17 protein-coding genes are annotated in these 23,302 nt (G+C 67.5%); 12 read left to right on the top strand and 5 right to left on the bottom strand.

All coding sequences use genetic code 11. The features are described from left to right. The first annotated feature begins 12 nt into the window (after positions 1-12). Entirely contained in the window at positions 13-861 is an 849-nt protein-coding gene (locus tag VQ042_RS00770) for a transcriptional regulator (protein WP_331814486.1), read from the top strand. Between the two features lie 61 nt (positions 862-922). Here VQ042_RS00770 and VQ042_RS00765 read toward each other — a convergent pair whose 3' ends face one another. Continuing rightward, complete coding sequence (locus VQ042_RS00765) at positions 923-3,145, bottom strand: putative bifunctional diguanylate cyclase/phosphodiesterase (RefSeq protein WP_331814484.1); 2,223 nt, start codon at positions 3,143-3,145, stop codon at positions 923-925. Positions 3,146-3,586: 441 nt separating this feature from the next. Continuing rightward, complete coding sequence (locus VQ042_RS00760) at positions 3,587-5,464, bottom strand: hypothetical protein (protein ID WP_331814483.1); 1,878 nt, start codon at positions 5,462-5,464, stop codon at positions 3,587-3,589. Positions 5,465-5,971: 507 nt separating this feature from the next. Here VQ042_RS00760 and VQ042_RS00755 point away from each other — a divergent pair. From VQ042_RS00755 to VQ042_RS00720, 8 genes are all read left to right on the top strand, one after another. Beyond that, entirely contained in the window at positions 5,972-7,099 is a 1,128-nt protein-coding gene (locus VQ042_RS00755; RefSeq protein ID WP_331814481.1) for a transporter substrate-binding protein, read from the top strand. Next, positions 7,096-7,698, top strand: coding sequence for an ANTAR domain-containing response regulator (locus tag VQ042_RS00750; protein ID WP_331814479.1), 603 nt, complete (start codon positions 7,096-7,098; stop codon positions 7,696-7,698). Before VQ042_RS00755 ends, VQ042_RS00750 begins: the two co-directional genes overlap by 4 nt. Continuing rightward, positions 7,676-8,581: an ABC transporter permease gene (locus VQ042_RS00745; RefSeq protein WP_331814478.1), complete on the top strand. Its 906-nt coding sequence runs from the start codon at positions 7,676-7,678 to the stop codon at positions 8,579-8,581. The genes VQ042_RS00750 and VQ042_RS00745 overlap by 23 nt, the downstream gene beginning before the upstream one ends. Next, complete coding sequence (locus VQ042_RS00740) at positions 8,578-9,498, top strand: ABC transporter permease (protein WP_331814477.1); 921 nt, start codon at positions 8,578-8,580, stop codon at positions 9,496-9,498. The genes VQ042_RS00745 and VQ042_RS00740 overlap by 4 nt, the downstream gene beginning before the upstream one ends. Positions 9,499-9,520: 22 nt before the next feature. Further along, a complete protein-coding gene (locus VQ042_RS00735) occupies positions 9,521-11,194 on the top strand; it encodes an ABC transporter substrate-binding protein (protein ID WP_442879998.1) in 1,674 nt (557 codons plus the stop codon). Continuing rightward, the gene (locus VQ042_RS00730) at positions 11,184-12,128 is read left to right on the top strand and encodes an acetamidase/formamidase family protein (RefSeq protein ID WP_331814475.1); all 945 of its coding nucleotides are present in this window, start codon (positions 11,184-11,186) and stop codon (positions 12,126-12,128) included. The genes VQ042_RS00735 and VQ042_RS00730 overlap by 11 nt, the downstream gene beginning before the upstream one ends. Beyond that, a complete protein-coding gene (locus VQ042_RS00725; RefSeq protein WP_331814473.1) occupies positions 12,125-13,930 on the top strand; it encodes an ABC transporter ATP-binding protein in 1,806 nt (601 codons plus the stop codon). The genes VQ042_RS00730 and VQ042_RS00725 overlap by 4 nt, the downstream gene beginning before the upstream one ends. A 386-nt stretch (positions 13,931-14,316) precedes the next feature. Then, a complete protein-coding gene (locus VQ042_RS00720; RefSeq protein ID WP_331814472.1) occupies positions 14,317-15,441 on the top strand; it encodes a glycosyltransferase in 1,125 nt (374 codons plus the stop codon). A 15-nt stretch (positions 15,442-15,456) separates the two neighbouring features. Here VQ042_RS00720 and VQ042_RS00715 read toward each other — a convergent pair whose 3' ends face one another. After that, positions 15,457-16,320 (bottom strand): glycosyltransferase family 2 protein, encoded by an 864-nt coding sequence (locus VQ042_RS00715; RefSeq protein WP_331814471.1) that lies wholly within the window; start codon positions 16,318-16,320, stop codon positions 15,457-15,459. After that, positions 16,317-18,398 carry an HAD-IIB family hydrolase gene (locus tag VQ042_RS00710; protein ID WP_331814469.1) on the bottom strand — a complete coding sequence of 694 codons (2,082 nt, stop codon included), beginning with the start codon at positions 18,396-18,398 and terminating at the stop codon, positions 16,317-16,319. The genes VQ042_RS00715 and VQ042_RS00710 overlap by 4 nt, the downstream gene beginning before the upstream one ends. Before the next feature lie 60 nt (positions 18,399-18,458). Between VQ042_RS00710 and VQ042_RS00705 the strand changes: the two genes are divergently transcribed. Together VQ042_RS00705 and VQ042_RS00700 are read left to right on the top strand one after the other, a co-directional pair. Then, positions 18,459-19,505: a glycosyltransferase gene (locus VQ042_RS00705; RefSeq protein WP_331814468.1), complete on the top strand. Its 1,047-nt coding sequence runs from the start codon at positions 18,459-18,461 to the stop codon at positions 19,503-19,505. Further along, positions 19,502-20,695: a glycosyltransferase family 4 protein gene (locus tag VQ042_RS00700; protein ID WP_331814467.1), complete on the top strand. Its 1,194-nt coding sequence runs from the start codon at positions 19,502-19,504 to the stop codon at positions 20,693-20,695. Before VQ042_RS00705 ends, VQ042_RS00700 begins: the two co-directional genes overlap by 4 nt. Here VQ042_RS00700 and VQ042_RS00695 read toward each other — a convergent pair. Further along, positions 20,683-21,654: a hypothetical protein gene (locus VQ042_RS00695; RefSeq protein WP_331814465.1), complete on the bottom strand. Its 972-nt coding sequence runs from the start codon at positions 21,652-21,654 to the stop codon at positions 20,683-20,685. The two genes, VQ042_RS00700 and VQ042_RS00695, sit on opposite strands and share 13 nt — an antisense overlap. 1,140 nt (positions 21,655-22,794) lie before the next feature. Between VQ042_RS00695 and VQ042_RS00690 the strand changes: the two genes are divergently transcribed. After that, complete coding sequence (locus VQ042_RS00690; protein WP_331814463.1) at positions 22,795-23,241, top strand: DUF2383 domain-containing protein; 447 nt, start codon at positions 22,795-22,797, stop codon at positions 23,239-23,241. Positions 23,242-23,302: the final 61 nt, after the last annotated feature.

Genomic DNA, 23,302 nt, shown 5'->3' with positions numbered 1-23,302 from the left:
GGAGCCGCCCCGATGAATGCCGATTTTATCCCGAATCTGAGACTGCTGTGCAGCTACCAGCGCTCCACGGCGGATGTCTGCCGCAAGCTGTCGATGAACCGCCAGCAGTTCATGAAATATCTCGGCGGCAGGGCCTTTCCCTCGAGTCGAAGCCTGCGGCGCATCTGCGACTATTTCGGCGTCGATGAGTACGAAATCCTGATGCCGCACGACCAGTTCCGCGACATTGTCCGGCTGCGGCCCGCCCAGCACGAATCCAACGATCTCGTGCCGCCGGCCGTGAAGCGGATCGCCGAGCAAGCGGCGCGCCAGCATGCCCAACTGGCGAAATACTGCGGCTATTACTACAAGTATTTCTATTCGTTCTCGACGCCGAGCTTCGTTCTGCGGTCCCTGGTCTGCGTCGGGCAGGTCGGCGAGATGACCTACTACAAGACCATCGAGCGACTGACACCGGCGGGCAATCGTCATGCGCCGGGGGATCTGTTCAAATATAGCGGCGTGGTTCTGCCGGTTGGCGACCGGATCCACATGATCGATCATGAATCCGTTGTCGGCAACGAGATGTCGCAGACAGTTCTCTATCCGCCCTATCGCAACCGGGTTTCGACACTGATCGGATTGATGCTGGGCATCACCGCGACCGAGGCGCACCAGCCGGTGGCGGCCCGAGTGGTGATGGAGTATCTCGGACGCCGTGTCGATCACCGCCAGGCCATCAGGGGCTGCGGGCTCTATGAGGAGGACGCGCCGGAGATCTCGCGGCCGATGCTCGATTATCTGCGCGAACCGTCTCCGACCGACGGTTTTCTCATCCGGGCGGGCTCGACCTACGAAAAAGTTCAGACGCGGAACCGATAGTCCGAGCGCCAGGGCCTCCGGACCAAGCGGTGGCGCGGCCAGTTGCACTGATCAAAGCGGGTCAGACACGGCGAACGAGGGCCGCGGAGGTCCATCCGTCCCGCATCTCGTGCGGGGCAGCGCCGACCTCTGGCAGGCCGAACTGCCGGGAGAGATCTTCGGCCGACATCGGACGACCGAAGAGGTAGCCCTGCGCCTCCACGCAGCCCTCCGCGAGGAGCATGTCCCGCTGGGCCTCGGTCTCGACGCCTTCGGCTGTCACGGCGAGCTGGAAACTTCCGCCGAGATAGAGGACCGCGCGCACGATTGCGATGTCCTCGTTCGACGAGCACATCCCGCGCACGAAGCTCTGATCCAGCTTCAGCCGGGTCAATGGCAAGAGCTTCAGCATGCTCAAGGACGCGTAGCCGGTCCCGAAGTCGTCGAAGGCGATCCCGATCCCCAGATCCTTCAGGTCGCGCAGCGGCCCGGTCATGTCGTCGTCGTGGCGCAGGATGATGTCTTCGGTGATCTCCAGCTCCAGCGCTTCGGGGGGCAGGCTGGTGGCTGCGAGCGCGAGCCGCACGCGTTCGCACAGATTGTCCGTCCGGAACTGCGCGCCGAAGAGGTTCACGCCGATGCGAAAGTCCGGTGCGCCCCCGTCGCGCCAATGCGCCGCCTGCTCGCACGCTCGCTCGAGAACCCAGTGTCCGACCTCTGGGGCCAGCGGTCCTGCGGCCAGGTTCGCCAGGAACGAGGCGGGCGTCAGCAGTCCCTTCGTGGGATGGCGCCACCGCAGGAGGGCTTCGGCACCCAGGAGAACCCCGTCTGCCAGGCGCACCTGCGGTTGGTAGACGAGTTCGAATTCGCCCCTTTCGTGGGCACGGCGAAGCTCGAAGTCCTGGGTGCGCCTCTGCGTCGCGCGCTCGCGCAGCGCCGGCACGAACATCCTGCGGCAGTGCCGGCCGTCGGCCTTGGCCTGGTAAAGCGCGAGATCTGCGTTGGAGATGAGGTCGCCGGTCTCCTGACCGAAGGTCGGATGAATCGCAAAGCCGACGCTGGCGCTGACATTGACCGACTGTCCCTCGAACACGAAGGCCTCGGCCACCGCCGCGATGACCCGATCCGCAATTGTCGCAGCCTGGACCGGGTCCCCGATACCGGGAAGCAGCATGACGAATTCGTCGCCGCCCATCCGTGCCACGGTGTCGATCGGTCGGGTGCAGGCCGACAGCCGGCCTGCCACCGAGCGCAGCAACTCATCGCCCACCAGGTGTCCGAGCGTGTCGTTCACCTCCTTGAACCCGTCGAGGTCGATGGCAAGGACGCAGACCGGGTCCGTTCCGTTGCCGAGGGCGTCGAGGCGCGCCTGGAGCACGACCCGGTTCGGCAGTCCGGTGAGTGCGTCGAAATAGGCCAGTTCGAACAGATGGTCCTCGCTGGCACGCCGTTCGGTGACATCGCGTATGACGCATCCGAAGCTCGTGACACCCTCGTCGCGCCACTCGGTCAGCGACAGTTCGACCGGGAACTCCGATCCGTCGCGGTGCGCCGCCGTGAGCTCGATGGTCTTGCCGACCAGAAGGTCCGAGCCGCCACCGATGATACTCGTCTTCGCCCCGTCGAGCGTGCCGGGCGCGGCGATGACCGCGATGTGGCGCCCCATGACCTCCTCGGCGGCGTGACCGAGCATCGTCTCGCAGGCAGCGTTCCAGAAGGTGATGATCCCACGTTCGTCGGTGCAGACGACACCGTCGGGGGAAACCGCAGCGGCCGCTGTGAGCCGGGCCTGGCTGGCGCTTCGGGCGACGTCCAGCCGGTGGAGCTCGAGCTTGTCGAGGACGGCTGCGGCAAGTTCGGCCAGCAGGATGCGGTCACCGTCCGAAAAGCCGGCGCGCGGCTTGTCGTCGACGATGCAAACCGTCCCCATCGTCTGCCCCCGAGCGCCGGTCAGCGGGGCTCCGGCGTAGAACCGGATGTGTGGCGGACCGGTGACCAGCGGGTTGTCCGCAAATCGTGGGTCCAGCGTGGCGTCGGGGACCACGAACATCTCGGAACCGCGGATCGCGTGGGAACAGAAGGAGACGTCCCGGCCTGTCTCGCAAACGTCGAGGCCGACTTTTGCGAGAAAGATCTGCCGGTCGCGCTCGACGAACGACACCATCGCGATCGGCACCTGGAACACGCTCGCCGCGAGCAGCGCGATCCGGTCCAGGTCCTTGGCGAGCGTATCGGCCGCCACGTCGTATTCGGCGACCGCACGCAGGCGTTCGGGCTCGTTGAAGGCGATGGGGGCAGGGCGCATGACAAAGACTCGGAAGGAGGCGCGATCGGTTGATCGCGTCGAATGCACGAGAGGAATTGCTGAGCCGGAGAGAGGGCTTGTGACGCGCAGCTCAGTTGCAGTTCAACCGCATCCGACTGATGAAGGGCTGGGAGATCTGCAAACTCCGTCTCCTCTTCTGAGGACGGAGAGCGTCAATACCTGCGTCTTTAAAGGAAAATGCAGTCCGAGTCACTGATTAAACTGACGACAGCTCCGGTTGGTTCCAGTTCAGTCGCTGAATGGAACGAGTAATGTTTCCAACCGTCGGCAATCGCCCCGGACCATTCTTTCGGCCGGGATCGAAACAGTGCCGGTCCGTCTCCGTCGTCCGGCAAGTCGTTCCAGCCGACCATCGAAAAAGGGGGGCTCGCGCTCCCCCTTACGGGGTTGCGCGAGCCAATCGGGGCTACAAGCCGCCGGTCACAACTGACCCAGGTCGGGTGGCGCGGCGCCGAACCAGTTCTCCTGCATCAGGCGACGTGCTTCCTCGGCCGCCCTGGCGTCCTTGCGCATCTCGGCCGCGCGCAGCAATCCGGTCGCCACCCAACCGTTGTTGGGCGAGCGCTCGAGCGCTGCCCGGAACGCCGCTTCCGCCTCCGCCGCCTTGCCCTGCTCGAGCAGCGCAGCGCCGAGCGACTGGTGCAGGGGATAGTACCAGAAGGGCGGCTCCATGTAGGGAATCTGGTCCTGCATCGCGGCCACCTCCGCGAACAGGCCGGCCGCCCGCCCGTGGTCGCCTTCGGACTGTGCGACCCGCGCCGCGATCACCTTGGTGGCGATCGCGAGGATGGTGGGTCCGGGCACGCCCTGCGCCGGCATCGCGAGGACATCCGGGCTCTGCGCCAGCGCATCGATCGCCGCCGCCTCGTCCAGGGCCGCCTGCCGCTGCCCGGTTCGCGCCAGCACGACGCCGCGCGCATAGTGCCAGGACGCCAGGACGTAGGGGAAGTCTGCCGCAGGCTCTGGCAGGGCGAGCACCGTGTCGGGCGCCGAGAAATGGGCGTGGACGTTGTAGGGCGCCGCGGCGATGGGCTGTGTCCAGGGAACGTCGCGCTTGGCGCGGTCGGAGACGATGTCGGCCAGCGCTCCGGCCGCCTCGATGGCCGTGTCCCCGTCGCCGCCCATCAGGGCCGAGGTCAGGATGAAGTGGACATTGTGGGCGTGATAGCCCTCGGCATAGAGGAGGCTCGCACCGCCCCGCTGCAGCAGCGTCTTGTCGGCCGCCGCTGCGCGGATATTAGCCTCCAGGCTGTCGCGCCATCGGCCCGTCCGGAACCAGATGTGGCTCGGCATGTGCACCAGGTGGCCGGCGCCCGGCATCAACGCCTCCAGCCGCTCCGCATGGGGGATGGCCCGTTCCATGCGGTCCGACGCCTCGACGGCGTGGATGTAGAGATGGATGGCTCCGGGGTGGTCCGGTTCCGGCACCAGGGGTCCGAGTTCGCCTTCGCCGAGCGTGGCTTCGAGCAGAGCCAGCATATGCGCCGTCCGGCCCTTCGGCGTGCTGCCGTCTTCCGCCCAGTAATCCCAGGGCGTGAGATTCATGATCGCGTCGGCGGTCAGCACCGCGATGTGGGCGTCTTCGGGAAACCGCTTCTGCACCGCTTCCATGGCGTCGGCATAGGCTTCGTCGAGCGCCTTGCGGTCGGCGGCCGGGTCGGCCGAGTGCCGCATGGCAAGGGCCTCGATCAGCGCCGTCTGCTTCTCGTCGGCATTCGGCAGCCTGCGGCGCGCCTCGTCCAGCGCCGCCAGCGCGCGGGCATTGGCGTCCTCCTGCATCGGGTAGTTGATGTGCGGCCCCAGCACCCAGGCCTCGCCCCAGAAGCACAGGGCGCAATCGGGATCCAGTTCCTGGGCGGCCCGGAACGCCCGCGCGGCCTCGGCATGGTTGAAGCCCCAGCCCAGTCGGTATCCCTGGTCGAAATAGGGCCGGGCCTGCGGCGTCATCTGCCCTGCGGCCGACCAGGTCAGCTGCCCGAGATTGTCGAGGAGATCCGGGCGCGCATTGCTTTGCGGCGCGGCGGCGCCCGAAGGCAGATCGCGGGCATAGGTTCCGATCTCGGTTGGCGCGGGCGTTCCCTTCGACGGCGCCTGGGCCTCGGCCACCAGCTCCGCTTCGCCTGCCGTTCGCTGTGCCTGTTGCCAGAGCGCCTGGAGTTGCTGGGCTCGCGGGCCATGATGCGCGCCGAGCGGGCAAGCCGTTGCCACGGCGCCGGGCAGAAGCGCGGCGACGGCGACGGTAGCGAACATCATGGTGTGTGCACGGACGGGACGGCGCCCTGCATTCAGTGTCGTCATGACGACCTCCTTGAGTTGGGTCATTCCAGGACGCGAGCATCCAGCTCGCGCCGGTCTCAGGAACTCGAAAAAGGACTGCATTCGGGGGGCGAGGGGCGCAGGCCGCCAGGCTCTGCCCGACGCTCGTCCGCCGATGACACGCAGACTGCCACGCGGGGCGGACGATCCGTCGGCCCGGAACGCGATCATACACCTGGTTTTGATAAGGTTCCATTGCGTCAGTTCAAGGAGCATGTCGTCAACGCGGCGGAAGCGGCGGTCGCTGCCGGATATCGCAGATCGCGATCGGGTAACCGGCGGCAACAAGATCAAACGGTCTGGCCAGCCGCCATCTCTCTCCGCCCAAGAAATAGGCATGCCCTGTCGCAAGGCAGAAGCGCTTGACTCATCCTCCGCCGCTGTTACGCTGACCTGACATACCGGCCCTGATCGCCGGACGGCATTCGAGCCTCGCCCGCCCGTCGATTCTCTGTCGACGAGCGGCGGGGCTTTTTTTGTGGGATCGACGTGACGCGACGCACCGAAATCGGCATCCTTTACTCGCGCTCCGGCAACTATCAGCTGTTGTCCGACGCCTGCCGCGCCGGCGCCATGAGCGCCATCGCGGCGGTCAATCGCGAGCCGGCGCTCGGCGTCGAATTCGTGCCCGTCGAGCGCGATCCGGGAGGGCGGGTCGAGCGCTATGCGCCGCTCTGCGAGGAAATCCTGCGCGACAGCGAGGCGCGCCACGTGATCGGCTGCATCACCTCCTGGAGCCGCAAGGAGGTCATCCCGGTGCTGGAGAAGACCGGCGGGACGCTCTGGTACGCCTGCCCTTACGAAGGGTTCGAATCGAACGACCACGTCGTCTACATGCATGCCTGCCCGAACCAGCATCTGGTGCCGCTGCTCGGCCATGTCGTGCCGCGCTTCGGCGCCGACGCCTTCCTGGTCGGCTCCAACTACATCTGGGGCTGGGAGACCAATCGCGTCGCCCGCGATCTGGTCGGCGATGCCGGGGGGCGCGTACTGGGCGAGCGCTATCTGCCGCTCGGCGACACCGATGTCTCCCGGCTGATCGACGAGATTCGCGCGACAAAGCCGAATTTCGTCCTCAACCACCTGATCGGGCCGTCCTCCTATGCCTTCTTCGCCGCCTATGACGCACTGGCGCGCCAGGATCCGCATTTCGCCGCCACCTCCTGCCCGATCCTCTCCTGCAACCTGACGGAGATCGAGCTGCCGGCGATCGGTGCCGCGGCCGAGGGCCACATCGCCGTCGGGCCGTATTTCCACGACCGCACGAAGCCCTGGCCGGGCCAGGCGGCGGAACCGGAATTTGCCTCGCGACCCTCGTCCTTCTTCGCCGCGGCCTACAGCGCCGTCCTCGTCCTTGCCGACCGCCTTGCTTCCGATGCCGGAGCGGCGAGCCGCATCCCGGACTTTGCCGGCCAGCATTTCGCGACACCCTTCGGCGAGATCGCCATCGATCCGCAGACCCAGCATGCCAGCCTGCCGGTTCGAATCGGGCGGGTGAGGGAGGGCGGGTTCGACGTGGTGGAAGAAAGCGCCCGGCGGGTCGACCCCGACCCCTATCTGTCGCGCTACGATCCGGCCCGGATCTTCCCGCGCCCCTACCTTCGAGCCGTCTCGTGACCCGCCGCAGCCGCATCCCCAATCTCGGCGGGGCCAAGGCCTTCGTGCTGCATCCGCCGCATGCGACCACCGCCGCACTGGTGCGCCAGCTTGCCGCGATCGGGCTCGATCCCGTCGAATGCTGGCCGGACCTGCCGGCCGAGGCGCTGGTCGCCGACTTCGTCTTCTTCGACGCCGATCTCGGCTACGACGCCCAGTTTCCCTGGGCGCCTGGCGAGGCCCCGATGCCGATGATTGCGCTGATCGGCTCCGAGGCGCCCGGCCGGATCGAATGGGCGCTGTCGCACGGGGCGCACTCCCACCTCGTCAAGCCGGTGGCCAATTCCGGCATCTATTCGGCGCTGCTGATCGCCCGGCAGGGCTTCGAGGCGCGCCGAAGTCTTGCCGACGAGGTGCGCGGCCTGAAGGCGCGCGTCGCCGAGCGACAGACCATCGTGCGCGCCGTCGTGGCGCTCAGCGCCGGCGGTGTCGGCGAGGAGCGGGCCTATGCCCAGCTGCGGGCGCTCGCCATGAGTTGGCAGACGACGATCGAAGAGGCGGCACGCCGCGTCCTGGCACTCGAGGAGGGAGGTCGCGATGAGCGGAGAACTCGTCTCTGAGCCGTTGACGACCGTCGCCGTCGCGAAGCCGGCAGGCGTCTTGGCGCAGCTGCTGCGCCGCCCGCTGGCGGTGATCGGCCTCGCGCTGATCGTCTTCACGGTCGTCGGCGCGATCGCCGCGCCGTGGCTGACGTCCTACGATCCCAACGACCAGCTCTTCGACGGGCTGACGCTGCAGGGCGCGCCGATGGCGCCGGGCGGCGCGTTCGTCCTCGGCACCGACCTGCTCGGCCGCGATCTCCTGACCCGCATGCTCTACGGCGCCCGCACGTCGCTGATCATCGGCATCGTCGCCAACGGCGTCGCGCTGATCATCGGCACGCTGGTCGGCGTCACCGCCGGCTTCTTCCGCGGCTGGATCGGCGCGATCCTGATGCGGTTCACCGACCTGATGATGGCGTTTCCGGCGCTGCTCCTGGCGATCTGCCTCGCCGCGGTTCTGTCGCCGAGCCTGTGGATCGTCGCGATGGTGATCGCGCTGGTCAACTGGGTGCAGACCGCGCGCATCGTCTTCGCCGAGACGAGCTCTCTCGCCGAGCGCGAATTCATCGACGCCGAGCGCTCCATCGGTGCCTCGACGCCGCGGATCCTGTTCCGTCACATCCTGCCGCATCTGCTGCCGACGATCATCGTCTGGGGCACGCTCGGCATTTCGACGACGGTGCTGCTGGAGGCGACCCTGTCCTATCTCGGCGTCGGCGTGCAGCCGCCGACCCCCTCCTGGGGCAACATCATCTTCGAGAACCAGACCTACTTCCAGGCGGCGCCCTGGCTGGTGTTCTTCCCCGGTGCGGCCATCCTGGCGCTGGCGCTGGCCTTCAACCTCGTCGGCGATGCAATGCGCGACATCCTCGATCCCACCCAGCGGGGGCGGCTGTCATGATCGCCTATCTCGCCCGCCGGCTGATCCAGTCGGCACTGATCCTGCTGGGCGTGTCGCTGATCACCTTCGCGCTGCTCTATCTGCTGCCGGCCGACCCGGTGCGACAGATCGCCGGCCGCAGCGCGACGGCGCAGACCGTCGAGAACATCCGCCGCGAACTCGGCCTCGACCAGCCCTTCCTCGTCCAGTACGGCCGCTACCTGCTCGGCCTCGTGCAGCTGGATTTCGGCCGCTCCTATCTGCAGCGCTCGGAAGTCTCCGAGCTGATCGCGGCACGGCTGCCGGCGACGCTGCTCCTGATGCTCGGCGCCATCGTCTGCGAACTGGTGCTTGGCCTGACCATGGGTCTGGTGGCGGCGCTCAAGCGCGGCACGGGGACCGACCAGGCACTGATGGTCGGCTCCTTCATCGGCGTCTCGGCGCCGCAATTCGTCGTCGGTCTCCTGCTTCTCTACGTCTTCGCAGTGCGCCTCGACTGGTTTCCGATCGGTGGCTACGGCACCTTCTCGCACCTCGTCCTGCCCTCGGTCACGCTCGGCATCCTCGGTGCCGGCTGGTACTCGCGGATGATGCGATCCTCGATGATCGACGTCCTGCGCCAGGATTACATCCGTACGGCGCGGGCCAAGGGCCTGGCCCGCTACACGGTGCTGTTTCGCCACGCTTTGCCCAATGCGATCCTGCCGGTGATCGCGATGATCGGCATCGATATCGGCCTGTTCATGAGCGGCATCGTCGTCGTGGAAAGCGTCTTCGGCTGGCCCGGCATCGGCCAGCTCGCCTGGCAGGCAATCCAGCGCGTCGACATCCCGATCATCATGGGCGTCACGCTGGTTTCGGCCTGCGCCATCGTGCTCGGCAACCTGCTCGCCGATCTCGTCTCTCCGTTCATCGATCCCCGGATCAAGCTCCAGTGACCCCCAAGGAAAGGAAGACCGCATGAAAGCCTGGCTCACCACCACCGTCGCCGCATCGGCGCTCGGACTCATGCTGGCGGCAGCGCCGGCCATGGCGCAGGACGCCGCGTCGGCGCCTGCCGCCGACGCCTACACGCCGGACCCGGACGCCAAGGAAGGCGGCGCCATCGTCATCACCTACAAGGACGACGTCGCCACGCTCGATCCGGCGATCGGCTATGACTGGCAGAACTGGTCGATGATCAAGAGCCTGTTCGACGGGCTCATGGACTACGTGCCGGGCACCACCGAGCTGCGGCCGGGCCTTGCCGAGAGCCACGAGATTTCCGAGGACGGGCAGACCTTCACCTTCAAGCTGCGCCCGGGCGTCCAGTTCCACAATGGCCGCGAGATGACCGCCGAGGACGTCAAGTTCTCGCTCGACCGCGTCACCAATCCGGCTACCCAGAGCCCCGGCGCCGGCTTCTTCGGCATGATCGAAGGCTATGACGCGGTGGCCGCCGGCGAGGCGGACAGCCTGTCGGGCGTGACGGTGGTCGATCCGACGACGGTGGAGATCAAGCTGTCGCGGCCCGACGCCACCTTCCTCCACGTGATGGCGCTGAACTTCGCCTCGGTCGTTCCGCAGGAAGCGGTGGCCGAGCACGGCGCCGATTTCGGCAAGAATCCCGTCGGCACCGGCGCCTTCAAGCTCGGCGAATGGGCGCTCGGCCAGCGCGTGGTGTTCACCAAGAACGAGGATTACTGGCGCGACGGCCTGCCGTATCTCGACCAGATCACCTTCGAGATCGGCCAGGAGCCGATCGTGGCGCTCCTGCGCCTGCAGAGCGGCGAGGTCGACATCCCGGGCGACGGCATCCCGCCGGCGAAGTTCCAGGAAGTCATGGCCGATCCCGAGCAGAAGGCCCGCGTCGTCGAGGGCGGCCAGCTGCAGACCGGCTACATCACCATGAACGTCACGATGCCGCCCTTCGACCAGAAGGAAGTCCGCGAGGCGGTCAACATGGCGATCAACAAGGACCGCGTCGTCCAGATGATCAACAACCGGGCGCTGCCGGCCAACCAGCCGCTGCCCCCGTCGATGCCCGGCTATGACGAGGGCTACGACGGCTACGCCTACGACGTGGACGCGGCGAAGGCCAAGCTCGCCGAGGCCGGCTTTCCGGACGGGTTCGACACCGAGCTCTTCGTGATGAACACCGACCCGAACCCGCGCATCGCCCAGGCGATCCAGCAGGACCTGTCGCAGATCGGCATCCGTGCCGAGATCCAGTCGCTTGCCCAGGCGAACGTCATCGCCGCCGGCGGCGAGAAGGACGCCGCGCCGATGATCTGGTCGGGCGGCATGGCCTGGATCGCCGACTTCCCGGATCCGTCCAATTTCTACGGCCCGATCCTGGGCTGCGCCGGTGCCGTGCCGGGCGGCTGGAACTGGTCGTGGTACTGCAACGAGGACCTCGACAAGCGGGCGGCCGAGGCCGACTCGATCGTCGATCCGGCGCGACAGGAAGAGCGGGCCGAGATGTGGTCGAAGATCTACACCGACATCATGGCCGATGCGCCCTGGGTGCCGGTCTTCAACGAGCAGCGCTTCACCATGAAGTCGCCGCGCATGGGCGGTGCCGACAACCTTTATGTCGACCCGGTCCATATCCCGATCAACTACGACTACGTGTATGTGAACGATGTGCAGTAACTGCGACTACACGATCCACAGCCGCCACCATCATTTCGGCTGGGACAACACGTTCCAGCCGGCCCAGACGGTGGCGCCGGGCTCGACGATCGAATTCGAATGCCTCGATTCCTCCGGCGGTCAATTGACCGCCGGATCGACCGTGGCCGACGTCGAGGCGCTGGATTTCGGCAAGATCAACCCGGTGACGGGTCCGATCTTCGTCGAGGGTGCCGAGCCGGGCGATGCGCTGAAGATCACCATCGAAGCGTTCAAGCCGTCCGGCTTCGGCTGGACCGCCAACATTCCGGGCTTCGGCCTCCTGGCGGACGACTTCAAGGATCCGGCGCTGACGATCTGGAAGTACGATCCGGCGTCCGTCGAGCCAGCTCTGTTCGGCAAGGAGGGGCGTGTGCCGTTGAAGCCCTTCGCCGGAACGATGGGCTGCGCGCCGGCCGAGGCGGGCCATCATTCGGTGGTGCCGCCACGGCGCATGGGGGGCAATCTCGACATCCGGGATCTGTCCGCCGGCACGGTTCTCTACCTGCCGGTCGAGGTGGCGGGGGCGCTGTTCTCCGTCGGTGACACCCATGCCGCGCAGGGCGACGGCGAAGTCTGCGGCACGGCGATCGAAAGCCCGATGAACACGGTGCTGACGCTCGACCTGGTCAAGGATGCGCGGCTGCAGATGCCGCGCTTCACCACCGCCGGGCCGGTGACGCGGCATCTCGACGCCAAGGGCTACGAGGTGACGACCGGGATCGGGCCCGACCTGATGGCGGGGGCGAAGATGGCCGTCGCCCAGATGGTCGATCTCCTGTCGGCGCGCTACCAGATGGACCCGGTCGACGCCTACATGCTGGTCTCGACCTGCGGCGATCTGCGGATCTCGGAGATCGTCGACATGCCGAACTGGGTCGTCTCCTTCTACTTCCCGCGCTGCGTCTTCGAATGACGCAGCCTGTCGAGAGCTCCCGCGGCGCCGAGACGCCGCCGCGGGACGAGCCGGTCCTCCGCGTCGAGGGCCTCACCGTCGAGGTCGGCGGCGAGACGGGGCCGAAACCGGTGGTCTCGGACTTTTCCTTCGCGCTCGCCCGGGGCGAGACGCTCTGCATCGCGGGCGAGTCCGGGTCCGGCAAGTCGATGACGTCGCTGGCGATCATGGGGCTGCTGCCGAAGCCGGGCGCGCGGATCGCCGCTGGCCGGATCCGGCTGGGCGATACCGACCTGGCGCAACTCAGCGAAGGCGAGATGCGCCGGGTGCGTGGCAAGCGCGTCGCAATGATCTTCCAGGAGCCGATGACCTCGCTCAACCCGGTGCTGACCATCGGCCGGCAGTTGACCGAGGCGATCGAGGCGCATGAAAGTGACGGCCGCAGCGAGGCGCGCCGCCGCGCGATCGCGGCACTCGACGCCGTGCGCATTCCTGAGGCCGCCAGCCGGCTGGCGCAGTATCCGCACGAATTGTCCGGCGGCATGCGCCAGCGCGTGATGATCGCAATGGCGCTGGCATTGCGCCCCGACGTGCTGATCGCCGACGAGCCGACGACGGCGCTCGACGTGACCGTGCAGGGCGAGGTGCTGGAGCTGCTGCGCGACCTGCAGCGCGATCTGGGCACCGCGATCATCCTGATCACCCACGACATGGGCGTCGTCGCCGAGATGGCCGACCGCGTCGTCGTGATGCGCCATGGCCGCATGGTCGAAACGGGGACCGCTGCGGCAATCTTCGCCGATCCCCAGGCGGCCTATACGCGCGAACTGCTCGCCGCCGTGCCGCGCATGGGCGGCGGACGGGGTCGCGCCGCCCGTGTCGCGCCGCCTCCACCTCAGCCCGCCGCGATCCCGGTCCCGGTCGTCGATGTCAGCGATCTCGCCGTGCGCTTCGACATTCATGGCGGGTTCTTCGGTCGGGTCGACCGGCGCGTCCATGCGGTTGAGGGGATCAGCTTTTCGGTCGGGGACCGCGAGACGCTGTCGCTGGTCGGCGAATCCGGCTGCGGCAAGTCGACGACGGCCAAGGCGCTGGCGGGGCTGGTGCCCTACACGGGCGACATCGTCGTCGGCGGCCGCAACATGGCCGGCCTGACGCGCCGTGAGACCAAGGCCCTGCGCCGCGACGTCCAGATGATCTTCCAGGATCCGTTCGCCTCGCTCGATCCGCGCATGACGGTGGGCGAACTCGTCGCCGAGCCGATGCTCATCCACAATATTGCCGAAGGCCCCGAGCGGCACGACCGCACGGCCGGCCTGTTCGAGCGGGTGGGCCTGTCGCCGTCGGACATGCGGCGCTATCCGCACGAATTCTCCGGCGGGCAGCGCCAGCGCGTCTGCATCGCGAGGGCCTTGGCGCTGCGGCCCAAGCTGATCGTCGCCGACGAGAGCGTGTCGGCGCTCGACGTCTCGGTGCAGGCACGGGTGCTGGAGCTGCTGCGCGAGCTGCAGGACGAGTTCGGCATCGCCTATCTGTTCATCTCCCACGACATGGCCGTGGTGGAGAATATCTCGGACCGGGTGGCGGTGATGTATCTCGGCCAGATCGTCGAGATCGGCACGCGCGACCAGGTCTTCGGCAACCCGCAGCACGCCTATACGCGGCGGCTGATCGAGGCCGTGCCGGTGCCCGATCCGTCCCTGCGGCGCCGGGCCTTCCCACGGCTCGACCGCGACATTCCGAGCCCGGTGCGCCGCGTCGGCGACGCGCCCTCACGGCTGATGCTGGAAGATCGCGGCGACGGGCACCTTTGTGCGGCCTGACACCACGATATCCATCCAGGCAGTAACTGTTGACATATGATGTGTCGATATCGAGCGACACAGCGAACGCGGAACAGGACGACGACCGGCATCGCAGAGGCGCAACGGCCAGAATGCGTGACGACGCTGGCAAAGCCGCGGATTTGGCAGCGCTGATACCTGCGCGCTCATGAACTGACCGGACGCTGTCCCGCAGCGCGGACAGCCGGATCAACCGCGGCCAGGATTATCGTTTGCCGCGACCGTGAATAGGCGGCCAGATCGCGCGCCCGCGCTACCTGCCATCTCCTGTTCGTCACCGGTCGGAAGCAAGACATGGCAGCGCCTGACATGCAAATCGTCGTCGGCATCGGCCCGCGGTGTTTCCGTCTGCGGGAACTCCGGGGATGAGCAAGCCGATCGCGTTTTTCGTCCATCATCAGGGCCGGGGCCATGCGAACAGGACCATGGCGCTGGTCGAGGCTTTCTCGCAGACGCGTCCGGTCTCGGTCCTGACCGCGGGGCCGCATCTGTTCGACGGGTTTTCGCGCGACATCGAGATCATTGCCCTGCCGAACATGATCGGTGCGGCCGTGCCGACCGAACGGCTCTTTGCCGAGCCGACGCCGCCGTCGCTGCATTGCGTGCCCCTCGGGCTGACGGAAATGCGGGGCACGATGCGCGCCATCCTCGACCATCTCGACGCGCGCAATGTCGGGCTATTCGTCGTGGACGTGTCGTCGGAGATCGCGCTCCTGTCCCGCATCGCCTCGGTCCCGGCGGTGCAGATCCGCATGCATGGCGACCGCTCCGATACCGGCCATATCGCCAGCTACGAATCCAGCGTCGGCATGCTGGCGCCGTTCGACGAGAGCCTCGAACAGTCGGACTACCCGGCGCATCTGCGCGCCAAGACCTTCTATTCGGGCGGGCTCTGCACGACCCGCGACCCGGTGCCGACGCGCGAGGCGGCGCGCCGCAAGCTGGGGCTCGACCCCAAACATGAAACCATCGTCGTGCTCACCGGGGGCGGGGGCGCCGGCACGCCCTATGCACCGCTCACGGTCGGCGCGCGCGCCCTGCCGAATGCCGACTGGCTGGTGCTGGGCCCGACGCTCAAGGAAGGGCACGAGACGGATTTTTCCAATCTGCGCGAACTCGGCTGGGTCACGAACGTCACCGATTACCTGGCGGCCGCCGACATCGTCGTCGCGTCCGCCGGCGACAATACCGTCACCGAGATCGCGCGGGTCGGACGGCCGCTCGTGATCGCGCCGGAATGGCGGTATTTCAACGAGCAGACCCGCAAGGCCGAGGCGATGGCCGCGGTGGGCGCAGCCGTTCACGCCGCCCGCTGGCCGGGCGATCTCGCCGGCTGGCAGACCCTGATGGACGAGGCCCGCATGCTCGATCCGGCCCGGATCGCGCCGCTGTACCGCAAGGATGCGCCCCTCAGGGCCGCGAACTGGCTGGAAGGGCTCACCGACGATTTGTGGGATGAACTGCCGCAGCAGCTGGCCGCGACCGGATAGGACAGGGCGCAGCGGCTAGCTGAAGCGGATGCTGTCCGGCTGACGGGCGGCGGCCGTTTCCTCCGGCGTCGGCCGGCGCCGCGCGGCAAGACGGTCGGCCGCCGGGTCCCAGTCGATCAGGCCGCGCTCGGCGAACTGGCCGAGCCAGTAGTCCATGCACCAGCGGCCGTGCTTGGCGCGGAAGCGACGAGCATTGGCGAGGATCGCGTCGAAATGCGGCAGCGGCGGCACGTGGACGCGGTGATGCTGGTGATAGGCGCGGGCGCCCGCCGTCCAGAACAGGGGCACGCCGGCCGGGTCGAGACGCGCGGCGAGATCGGTCTCTTCGCCGCCATAGCCCACGAAGCGTTCGTCCATGCCGCCGAGCCGATGCCAGGTCGTCTTGCGGACGGCGAAGGACAGGCCCCAGAACTCGCCGGTATCCGGTTCGCGCCGCAGGCCGGTCCGCGGCATCGCAGGCTTGGAGGGGTGCGGAATGCCAACCGCGTCGAGCTGCGCATAATCGAGCCCGGAGCCGAGGGCACCGCCAGGCAGATAAAGGACCTCGCCGAGGAAGAGGCCATCCTGCTGACTGCAGGCTTCCGTGAAGCGGGCGACGAGCCCCGATGACGCGATGCAGTCGACGTCGAGAAAGACCAGCGTCTCGCCGATCGCCGCTTCGGCGGCACGATTGCGGGCGGCCGCCAGCGGCAGGGCGTCGCCTGGCACCAGGATCTGGCGCACCGGAATGCCGATTTCGGGCAGGTCCGCCTCGGTCTCGGGTTGCATGCAGGCGATGACGAGTTCGTCCGGTCGGCGACTCTGGCGGCCGAGGCTTTCCATCAGGTTGAGGAGATGCGCCCTTCGGTTGCGCGTGAGTGTGAGGACGCTGACCGTCACTGGATCGGCATCCGGCCGGCCCGCGCCCGGAAATGCGCCACGCCCTCGATGATCCCGCTCGCATGGCTCTGCCGCGCCACATAGGAATGGGCGAGGTCGGAGCGGCTGGCCAGGCTGTCGCAATAGTTCGCGACGATGATCGACTGGGGGACGGAGCGCAGCATCTCGATGTCGTTGCCGCTGTCGCCGGCCGCGAAGACCGCCTCGTCGGGCAGGTTCAGGCGCTGGCGCAGATAGGTGATCGCCGCGCCCTTGGAGGCCGCGACCGGCAGGATGTCCAGATAGCGGCCGTGGCTGTGGACGACCGAGGCGGCGATCCCCCGCCGTTGCAGAAGGGACCGGATGCCGGCGACGATGGTGCGGTCACCTTCGGCCAGATAGCTCAGCTTGAAGGCGCGCTGTTCCAGGGGAGCCTGGGGAACGATGCCGGGATAGTCGGCCAGCGCCTCGGCGATCTTGCGGCGCTGCCAGCCGCGGGCGATGCGCCGGCTCCAGTCGCCGTCGCCGCGGTAGGTGACGCCGTTCGGCTCGAGGAAATAGATCTCGGTGCCCACCGAAGAGATGATGATCTTCGGATTGGGCGCGGCCTGCTGTTCGAGGATCGACAGGGCGCTGTGCAGGGAGCGTCCGGTTGCCACCGCGAAGTCCAGCGCGGTTTCCCGCGCGTGCCAGCGTGTGAAGGTCCGGATACTGGCGTCCGAGCCGGTCAGCGTGTTGTCGATGTCGCAGACCAGCAATTGCGGATGGCGTATGATCGCGGCCGGTTTCGGTCTCGTGACCAGCCGCGCGACGAGTTGCCGGCACCGCTCGGCATGCTGCGTCCAGTCATAGGCGCCGACGCCAGCCGCGCCACTGGCGGCATAGCTCGCGTAGAGGTCCGAATCGGCCAGGATCGCGCGGCAGGCGCCGGCGATGGCGTCCGGTTCGTGGGCATTGACGAGCCGCCCGTTGCCGCAGCGCTCGATGATGTCGTTCGGTCCGCCGCTGTCGGTGGCCACGATCGGCAGCCCGCTGGCCGCCGCTTCCAGCAGGGTCAGGCCGAAGGGCTCGTTCAGCGCCGGGTTCACGAAGACGCCGCCGCGCCGCCGGGCATGGGCGTAGATGGCGGGAATGTCGGAGGGCCGGTGGGTCTTGGGAACGGCGACGTGGCCATAGAGATCGTGGCGATCGATGGCCTCGAGAATGGCCCGCATCTCGCCCGCGGCCTCTTTGTCGAGGTCACAGAGATCGCCGCGGGTGCCGGCGATGATGACCAGATTGGCGTTTTCCCGCAGCCATGGGTCGCTGCCGAAGGCCTCGACGAGCATCGGCAGGTTCTTCTTCGCCACCGGTCGGGCGATCGCCAGCAGCACCGGCTTGTCCGGGTGACGCAGGAAGGGGGCGATCATGTCGTCCACCGCGTCGGTGGGGGTGGCACAGCGATAGGCGGCAAGGTCGCTGCCCGGCTCGATGATGCGGATCTTGCCAGGCTCGTAGCCGTCATAGTCCGCGTACTGGACCTCGGCCTCGTCGCGCGAGGATGCGATGACGAGGTCGGCGGCTGCAAAGCTCCGCTCCTCGATGGCGATGCGGCGCTCGAGGCTGTCTGCGGTGTCGATCGGCAGGGTCTTTGCGAACAGGGCGGCGCGCTTCAACCGACCGAGGGAGTGGGCGGTGAAAAGGACGGGGATGCCGGTCTTCTCGCGCACCATCTGCGCCACGGTGCCGGCATCGGCGTAATGGGCGTGCAGGCAGGTCGGCGCTTCGGACTGCTCATCGAGCCATTCAACCAGCCGCTCGGCGAAGGACGCGGCCTCGGTCCACAGATCTTCCTTTGCCAGGTAATCCGGCCGGTCGGTCGGCAGTCGCAGGATCTCCACCTTGTCGGCGATCCGCTCCCAGCCGGGCCGGTACTCGTTGCCGTATTCGCTCTCGAAACCGCGCGTGGCGATGACCACCCGCTCGATGTCCTGCGTCTGCGCCTGGGCCGCGACGAGTTCCAGAAGATACTTGATATGCCCGCCCGTATCAGGGGTCAGGCCGTATCTGACGTCGGCTGCCCGAAGGCAGCCCTGAAGGGCGACGTGGACGAAGAACAAGGCGCCTACCTCTTCCTATGACATACTGACGGAATGGTCTGACTGTCCATATGGCCGGGGATGAAACCGGTTCGAGTCGCTCAGGTCGCCCCTAACATCTTTCCCACGCCGCCGGATCTGTCCGGCGGGACGGAACGGATCGTCCATGATCTGTCCAAGGCGCTGGAATCCCTGGGGGTCTGCGTGACCCTCTTCGCGCCGTCGGACAGCAGGTGCGACATTGCGCGCATCGGCGGGCTGCCCAGCCTGCAGGCGCTGGAGGAACGCCATGGCCGGGTGCCGTCGTCGATCCCGCAGGTCCTGGAGGCCGTCCAGATGGAGGAGTTGCGCAGCCGGCTCAGCGATTTCGACATCATCCACTGCCATGGCGAGTTCTTCCATGCGGCGTTGTTGGGCGAGCGGCGGCGGCATTCCCTGACCACCATCCACTGGCGGGTCGACGAACTCGACCGGGCGCTGTTCTTCGCGGCCTTCCCGGACCTGCCGGTGGCCGGGATCTCGCAAAGCCAGCTCGGCCGGATTCCGGTATCGAACCGCGCAGGCGTGGTGCATCACGGGCTGGACGAGACGCGCTATCGGTTGGGGGCGGGAGAGGGCGGATATGCCGCCTTCGTCGGGCGGATGACCGACCAGAAGCAGCCCGATGCCGCGATCCGCATCGCTCGTGCCGCCGGCCTGCCGATCAGGCTGGCCGGTGCCGTCGATGTCGGCAACCCGACCTATTTCGACGAGAAGGTCGCGCCGCTGCTCGGCGACGCCGCGGTGTTCGTCGGTCCGGTGGACGATCGCGGCAAGCAGGCGCTGCTCGGGTCGGCCGCGGCGCTGCTCTTTCCCATCGACTGGCCGGAGCCCTTCGGCCTGGTGATGATCGAGGCGATGGCCTGCGGCACGCCGGTGATCGCCTTCGACCGGGGCTCGGTGCCGGAAATCGTAGAGAACGGGGTGACCGGCTTCGTCGTGCGCGACGAGGCGGAGGCGGCCGCGGCCCTGAAGCGGGCGGCCGATCTCGACCGCGCGGCGATCCGCACCCGCTTCGAGGCGCGCTTCACCGCGAGGCGCATGGCCGAGGACTATCTGCGGCTCTATCGCACTCTGCTCGACGCATGAGCGGCCTTCGTACGGCACTGATCGCTTGGGACTATCCGCCAAGCGCCAGCGGCCTGGCTGTCGCCGCGCGCGAGGTCGCCGAAAGCCTCGCGGCGGCCGGCGCCGAGGCCCATGTCTACACGCTGGATCGTCGGGGCAGCACCGACATCGACGGCGTCCGGATCATCGGATGCCTGCCGCCGGATGGCGGGCCCGGCAGCTGGCTGCGACGGCGGGCGGTGATCGGCCATCTGGTGGCCCCGCGCTGGTTCGCGCAGCGGATCGCGGCCGATCATCGGGCGCAGCCCTTCGACTGCCTGGAGGCGACCAACTGGTATGCGCCGGGTGCTTTCGCCAGCAAGATACCGGGACTGCCCTTCGTCACGCGTCATTCCACCCCGGCCATCTCGACCGGCGCCGTCTCGGGCCATCTGCGTGACCGGATCGACGGTCGGTACGCCTGCCGGCTGGAGGCGGCGACCGCCCGGCGCTCGGCCGGCCACATCTTCAACACGTCGAGCCACGGCGACAAGGTGCAGGACCTGTACGGTCTCGACACGCACGCGCCGCGGGCGGTGATCGGCCTGTCGCTGCCGCCCGAACGCCTGGAGCGGGCAGACGATGCGCCGTATCCGCCGGCCGGGGAGCGAATGCGGCTGCTGTTCGTCGGCCGTGCGGAAGCACGCAAGGGCTTCGACTGCCTGATGGATGCGATGGCGATCCTGGCCGATGAGGCCGATGCCGGGACGCTGCCGCGCTTCCGGCTCGATCTCGTCGGGATCGGCGAAGCCGATTTGCCGCCACTCGGCCCGCGCGTCCGGAAACACCTTGTGTTGCGCGGCCGGCTCGACGACGCGGCGCTCGATGCCGCCTACCGGACGGCGCATCTCGTCGTCGCGCCGTCACGCTACGAATCCTTCGGCCTCGTCTACCAGGAGGCGCTGGCCTTCGGGCGCCCGGTGATCGGCCTGAGGGTGGACCCGTCGGCGCGGCAGGTGATCGGTGACAGCGGCGCCGGGCTGCTGGCGGCCGACGCCACGGGGGCCGCCCTGGCCGATGTATTGCGGCCGGCGCTCGCCGACGCCGATCTGCGCATGCGCCTGCATGGCCGGGCATTGGCTGCCGCAGGCCGGTTCACCCGCCAGACCCTCGGCGCCGAAACGCTGGCGCTCTACGAGGCGGCGCGGGCGTATCGGCGTCAGTCCCTATAGGAGGTCAGCAAGGCCTCGCGCTCGAACAGACGGCCCTTGCCGGGGTCCATCGCCTCGTAGCGGGTGGATCGGCGTTCGACATGGGCGCGGGACAGATGGTGGTCGATGCACAGGTTTGGCGCGATGAAGCCGTCGCGCCAGCCACGCGGCAGGGCCGGGCGTTCATGCACCTTGCCGTCGAAGTGGACCGATCGCCGGTTCAGCCGGTACTGGATGTCTGGGAAGAGGTCCGAGAGGATGCCATCGACGCGATTGCGCCGGGGCAGCCCTATGGAGACCGAGCCGCAGGGCTCGGCGAGGGCCGCGACACGCCCGAGCGCGGCGAAGCTGGCCGCGTCCAGGGTTTCGTCGGCGTCGAGCTGCAGGACCCAGTCGTGCCGCGCCATCGCCTGGCCGGCATTGCGCTGGCCACCAAAATCGCCAGCCAGCGGCCGCCGCAACAACCTCACTGGATGCGGCCAGTCTGCCGCCCTTGGCCACGCTGTCACGTCTGCCTCCACCGCATCGACGACGAGACAGAGATCGTCGAACGCCTTGCTGGCCGGCGCGAGCGCTTTGGGGAAGGAGGCGAGATCGGATGACCTGCACAGCATGACGAGGGACACGGGGACCGAGGGACAAGCAGCGAGCGGGAGCAGGTCCGCGACCGCCGGGCGCTCCTGGTAGGGGGCGGCCAGTGCCGCGCATTGGACCTCGCCCACCGGCCGGGCGACAAGGCCGCGCGACAGGGCGAGGGTGCGCAGGCTGTAGCTTTCGACGAAGAAGGGATCGCCCGCCTCCAGCACGAACCGGCCGCCTGCCAGCCTGGCGTCGATCAAGGCGGGCAGTTCCCCTGACGCCAGGACGGCAGTGGTGGCCAGCAGGCCGCAATGGCCGCATTCGCACCATTCGCCCGAATGGCGGGCCGATCGTTCGCTCGCCCGGAAGTCCCGGGCGCCGCAGGCGGGGCAACGGGGCATGATCGATCCTGGCTGAAGGACGGGTAAGACGGTTTGCCGGTCAGCCGCTGCGGCGCCGCCAATATCAGACGCCAGGACGCAGTCGCCATTGATTGCAGGATTGCCCCGTCACGAAGGTGGCATCTTCGCGGGCGAGAGACAGCACTGACGGCCATTTCGATGGGCTATCCGGCGCGCTCGTGAGCGGGGCGCTTCACCCGGATGGCGCGTTCCGATGTAGCGGACGGATCAACAAGCTTCCGTGCGGTGGAAATCAAAACGGGCCGGATGCATTCACCCGGCCCGTATGCTCTCGCAGGCTCCCGTTCAATCCGCTGGCGCGGGGGCCGGCGCAGTGTCGTCGGGCAGGTTCGGCGTTCCGCTGCCATCCACATCCGACCCAGGTGTCGTGGCTGGATCCGAGGCAGCCGGAGTGGACGGCTCGGCAGGCGGCGGCGAAGTGTCCGCCGGTGCGGCTCCGTTTCCATTGATCGTGGCGGCATCACCGGATGCGTCGGGGTTTCCGTCTGCCGGGTCCGTGATCGTTGTTTCGCTCGTGGTGGGCGGTATAGCGGCATCGTCCGGCGTCGAGGCACTTCCGAAGAGCCACCACAGGAGGGCAAGGATTACGATCGCTGCTACGGCGATCCATATCCATTTCTTGCCGGAATCCCCGCCCCCCGAACCGGAGCTACCGCTCCCGGGACCATGTCCGGATGACGAACGGGGGGCTGATGCGTTGGGCGTGGTGCTTGCGGGTCTGGTGTTTGTGGTCCTCGGCTCTGTGGGATCGGCCATGCGTTCCTCCTATCGATTGCTCCATCCAGTCTGAAGCAACGGCCGGGGTTCGCCGACGTTCCCTTTGGTGAGCCCTGGAAAGAGCGGGAAATCTGGAAGTGAGCAGGCCGGCCCATAAGGGGCACGATGCCGGAGCGGGATGGCTGCTGGCTACCGGCTATCAGGGCCAGAAATGCAAAATGTCCAATCGCCTGATGTGCATAGGAATTCCCGGTGCGACCGCCGGCTGACATGAGTAGGTGAAGCGCGGTCGGTCGCGGTCGAAAACCGGTGACCCTATTGCGGGTATCGCCGACCGGTTGCTCCTCGGAACAGATGGGACGGCTCGACCCTTCCTGTTGACCTAGAGGCAAGGAGAACCCGATGGTCACCACAGTCGGAACTGAAAAGACATTCGAGAAGCTGATTCAAAATCTTCTCATCCTAGAACACGATGCGATTGCCGCCTACGAGGCGACGATCGAGAAGCTCGACGATCCCGCGTCCAAGGCGAAGATCGCCGAGTTCAAGACAGACCACGAAAGTCATGTGGCGGAACTGACCCGGATGGCGGGCGTCATTGGAGTGGCCGCACCGCAGGAGGGCGACGCGAAGCAGTATCTCACCACTGGCAAGATCGCCCTGGCATCGATCGTTGGAGACAAGACCATCCTGAAGGCGATGTCGACGAACGAGATCGAAACCAAGATGGCCTACGATCAGGCGTCAAAGAATGTCGCCGCGACACCGGAAGCCCAAGGCTTCTTCCAGAAGGCGTATGCCGATGAGTCCCGTCACAAGGACTGGATGGACGCGGCTGCGGCTTCTTGAATCAATCCCGCCGGCGTTGTCGGCGTTATTTCGATGGCGTGCGGCTGAGCGTTGGAAGCAT

Origin of the sequence: Aurantimonas sp. A2-1-M11 (assembly GCF_036549475.1) — a bacterium.
GTDB lineage: Bacteria > Pseudomonadota > Alphaproteobacteria > Rhizobiales > Rhizobiaceae > Aurantimonas.
The sequence above is the reverse complement of the archived record's forward strand: the minus strand, read 5'-3'. Positions and strand labels throughout refer to the sequence as shown.

Bases quoted from the DNA above. Each gene is read 5' to 3' on its own strand.
- VQ042_RS00770 (WP_331814486.1), top strand. From the start codon at position 13: ATGAATGCCGATTTTATCCCGAATCTGAGACTGCTGTGCAGCTACCAG.
- VQ042_RS00765 (WP_331814484.1), bottom strand. From the start codon at position 3,145: ATGCGCCCTGCCCCCATCGCCTTCAACGAGCCCGAACGCCTGCGTGCG.
- VQ042_RS00760 (WP_331814483.1), bottom strand. From the start codon at position 5,464: ATGACGACACTGAATGCAGGGCGCCGTCCCGTCCGTGCACACACCATG.
- VQ042_RS00745 (WP_331814478.1), top strand. From the start codon at position 7,676: ATGAGCGGAGAACTCGTCTCTGAGCCGTTGACGACCGTCGCCGTCGCG.
- VQ042_RS00740 (WP_331814477.1), top strand. From the start codon at position 8,578: ATGATCGCCTATCTCGCCCGCCGGCTGATCCAGTCGGCACTGATCCTG.
- VQ042_RS00735 (WP_442879998.1), top strand. From the start codon at position 9,521: ATGAAAGCCTGGCTCACCACCACCGTCGCCGCATCGGCGCTCGGACTC.
- VQ042_RS00730 (WP_331814475.1), top strand. From the start codon at position 11,184: ATGTGCAGTAACTGCGACTACACGATCCACAGCCGCCACCATCATTTC.
- VQ042_RS00725 (WP_331814473.1), top strand. From the start codon at position 12,125: ATGACGCAGCCTGTCGAGAGCTCCCGCGGCGCCGAGACGCCGCCGCGG.
- VQ042_RS00720 (WP_331814472.1), top strand. From the start codon at position 14,317: ATGAGCAAGCCGATCGCGTTTTTCGTCCATCATCAGGGCCGGGGCCAT.
- VQ042_RS00705 (WP_331814468.1), top strand. From the start codon at position 18,459: ATGAAACCGGTTCGAGTCGCTCAGGTCGCCCCTAACATCTTTCCCACG.
- VQ042_RS00700 (WP_331814467.1), top strand. From the start codon at position 19,502: ATGAGCGGCCTTCGTACGGCACTGATCGCTTGGGACTATCCGCCAAGC.
- VQ042_RS00695 (WP_331814465.1), bottom strand. From the start codon at position 21,654: ATGCCCCGTTGCCCCGCCTGCGGCGCCCGGGACTTCCGGGCGAGCGAA.
- VQ042_RS00690 (WP_331814463.1), top strand. From the start codon at position 22,795: ATGGTCACCACAGTCGGAACTGAAAAGACATTCGAGAAGCTGATTCAA.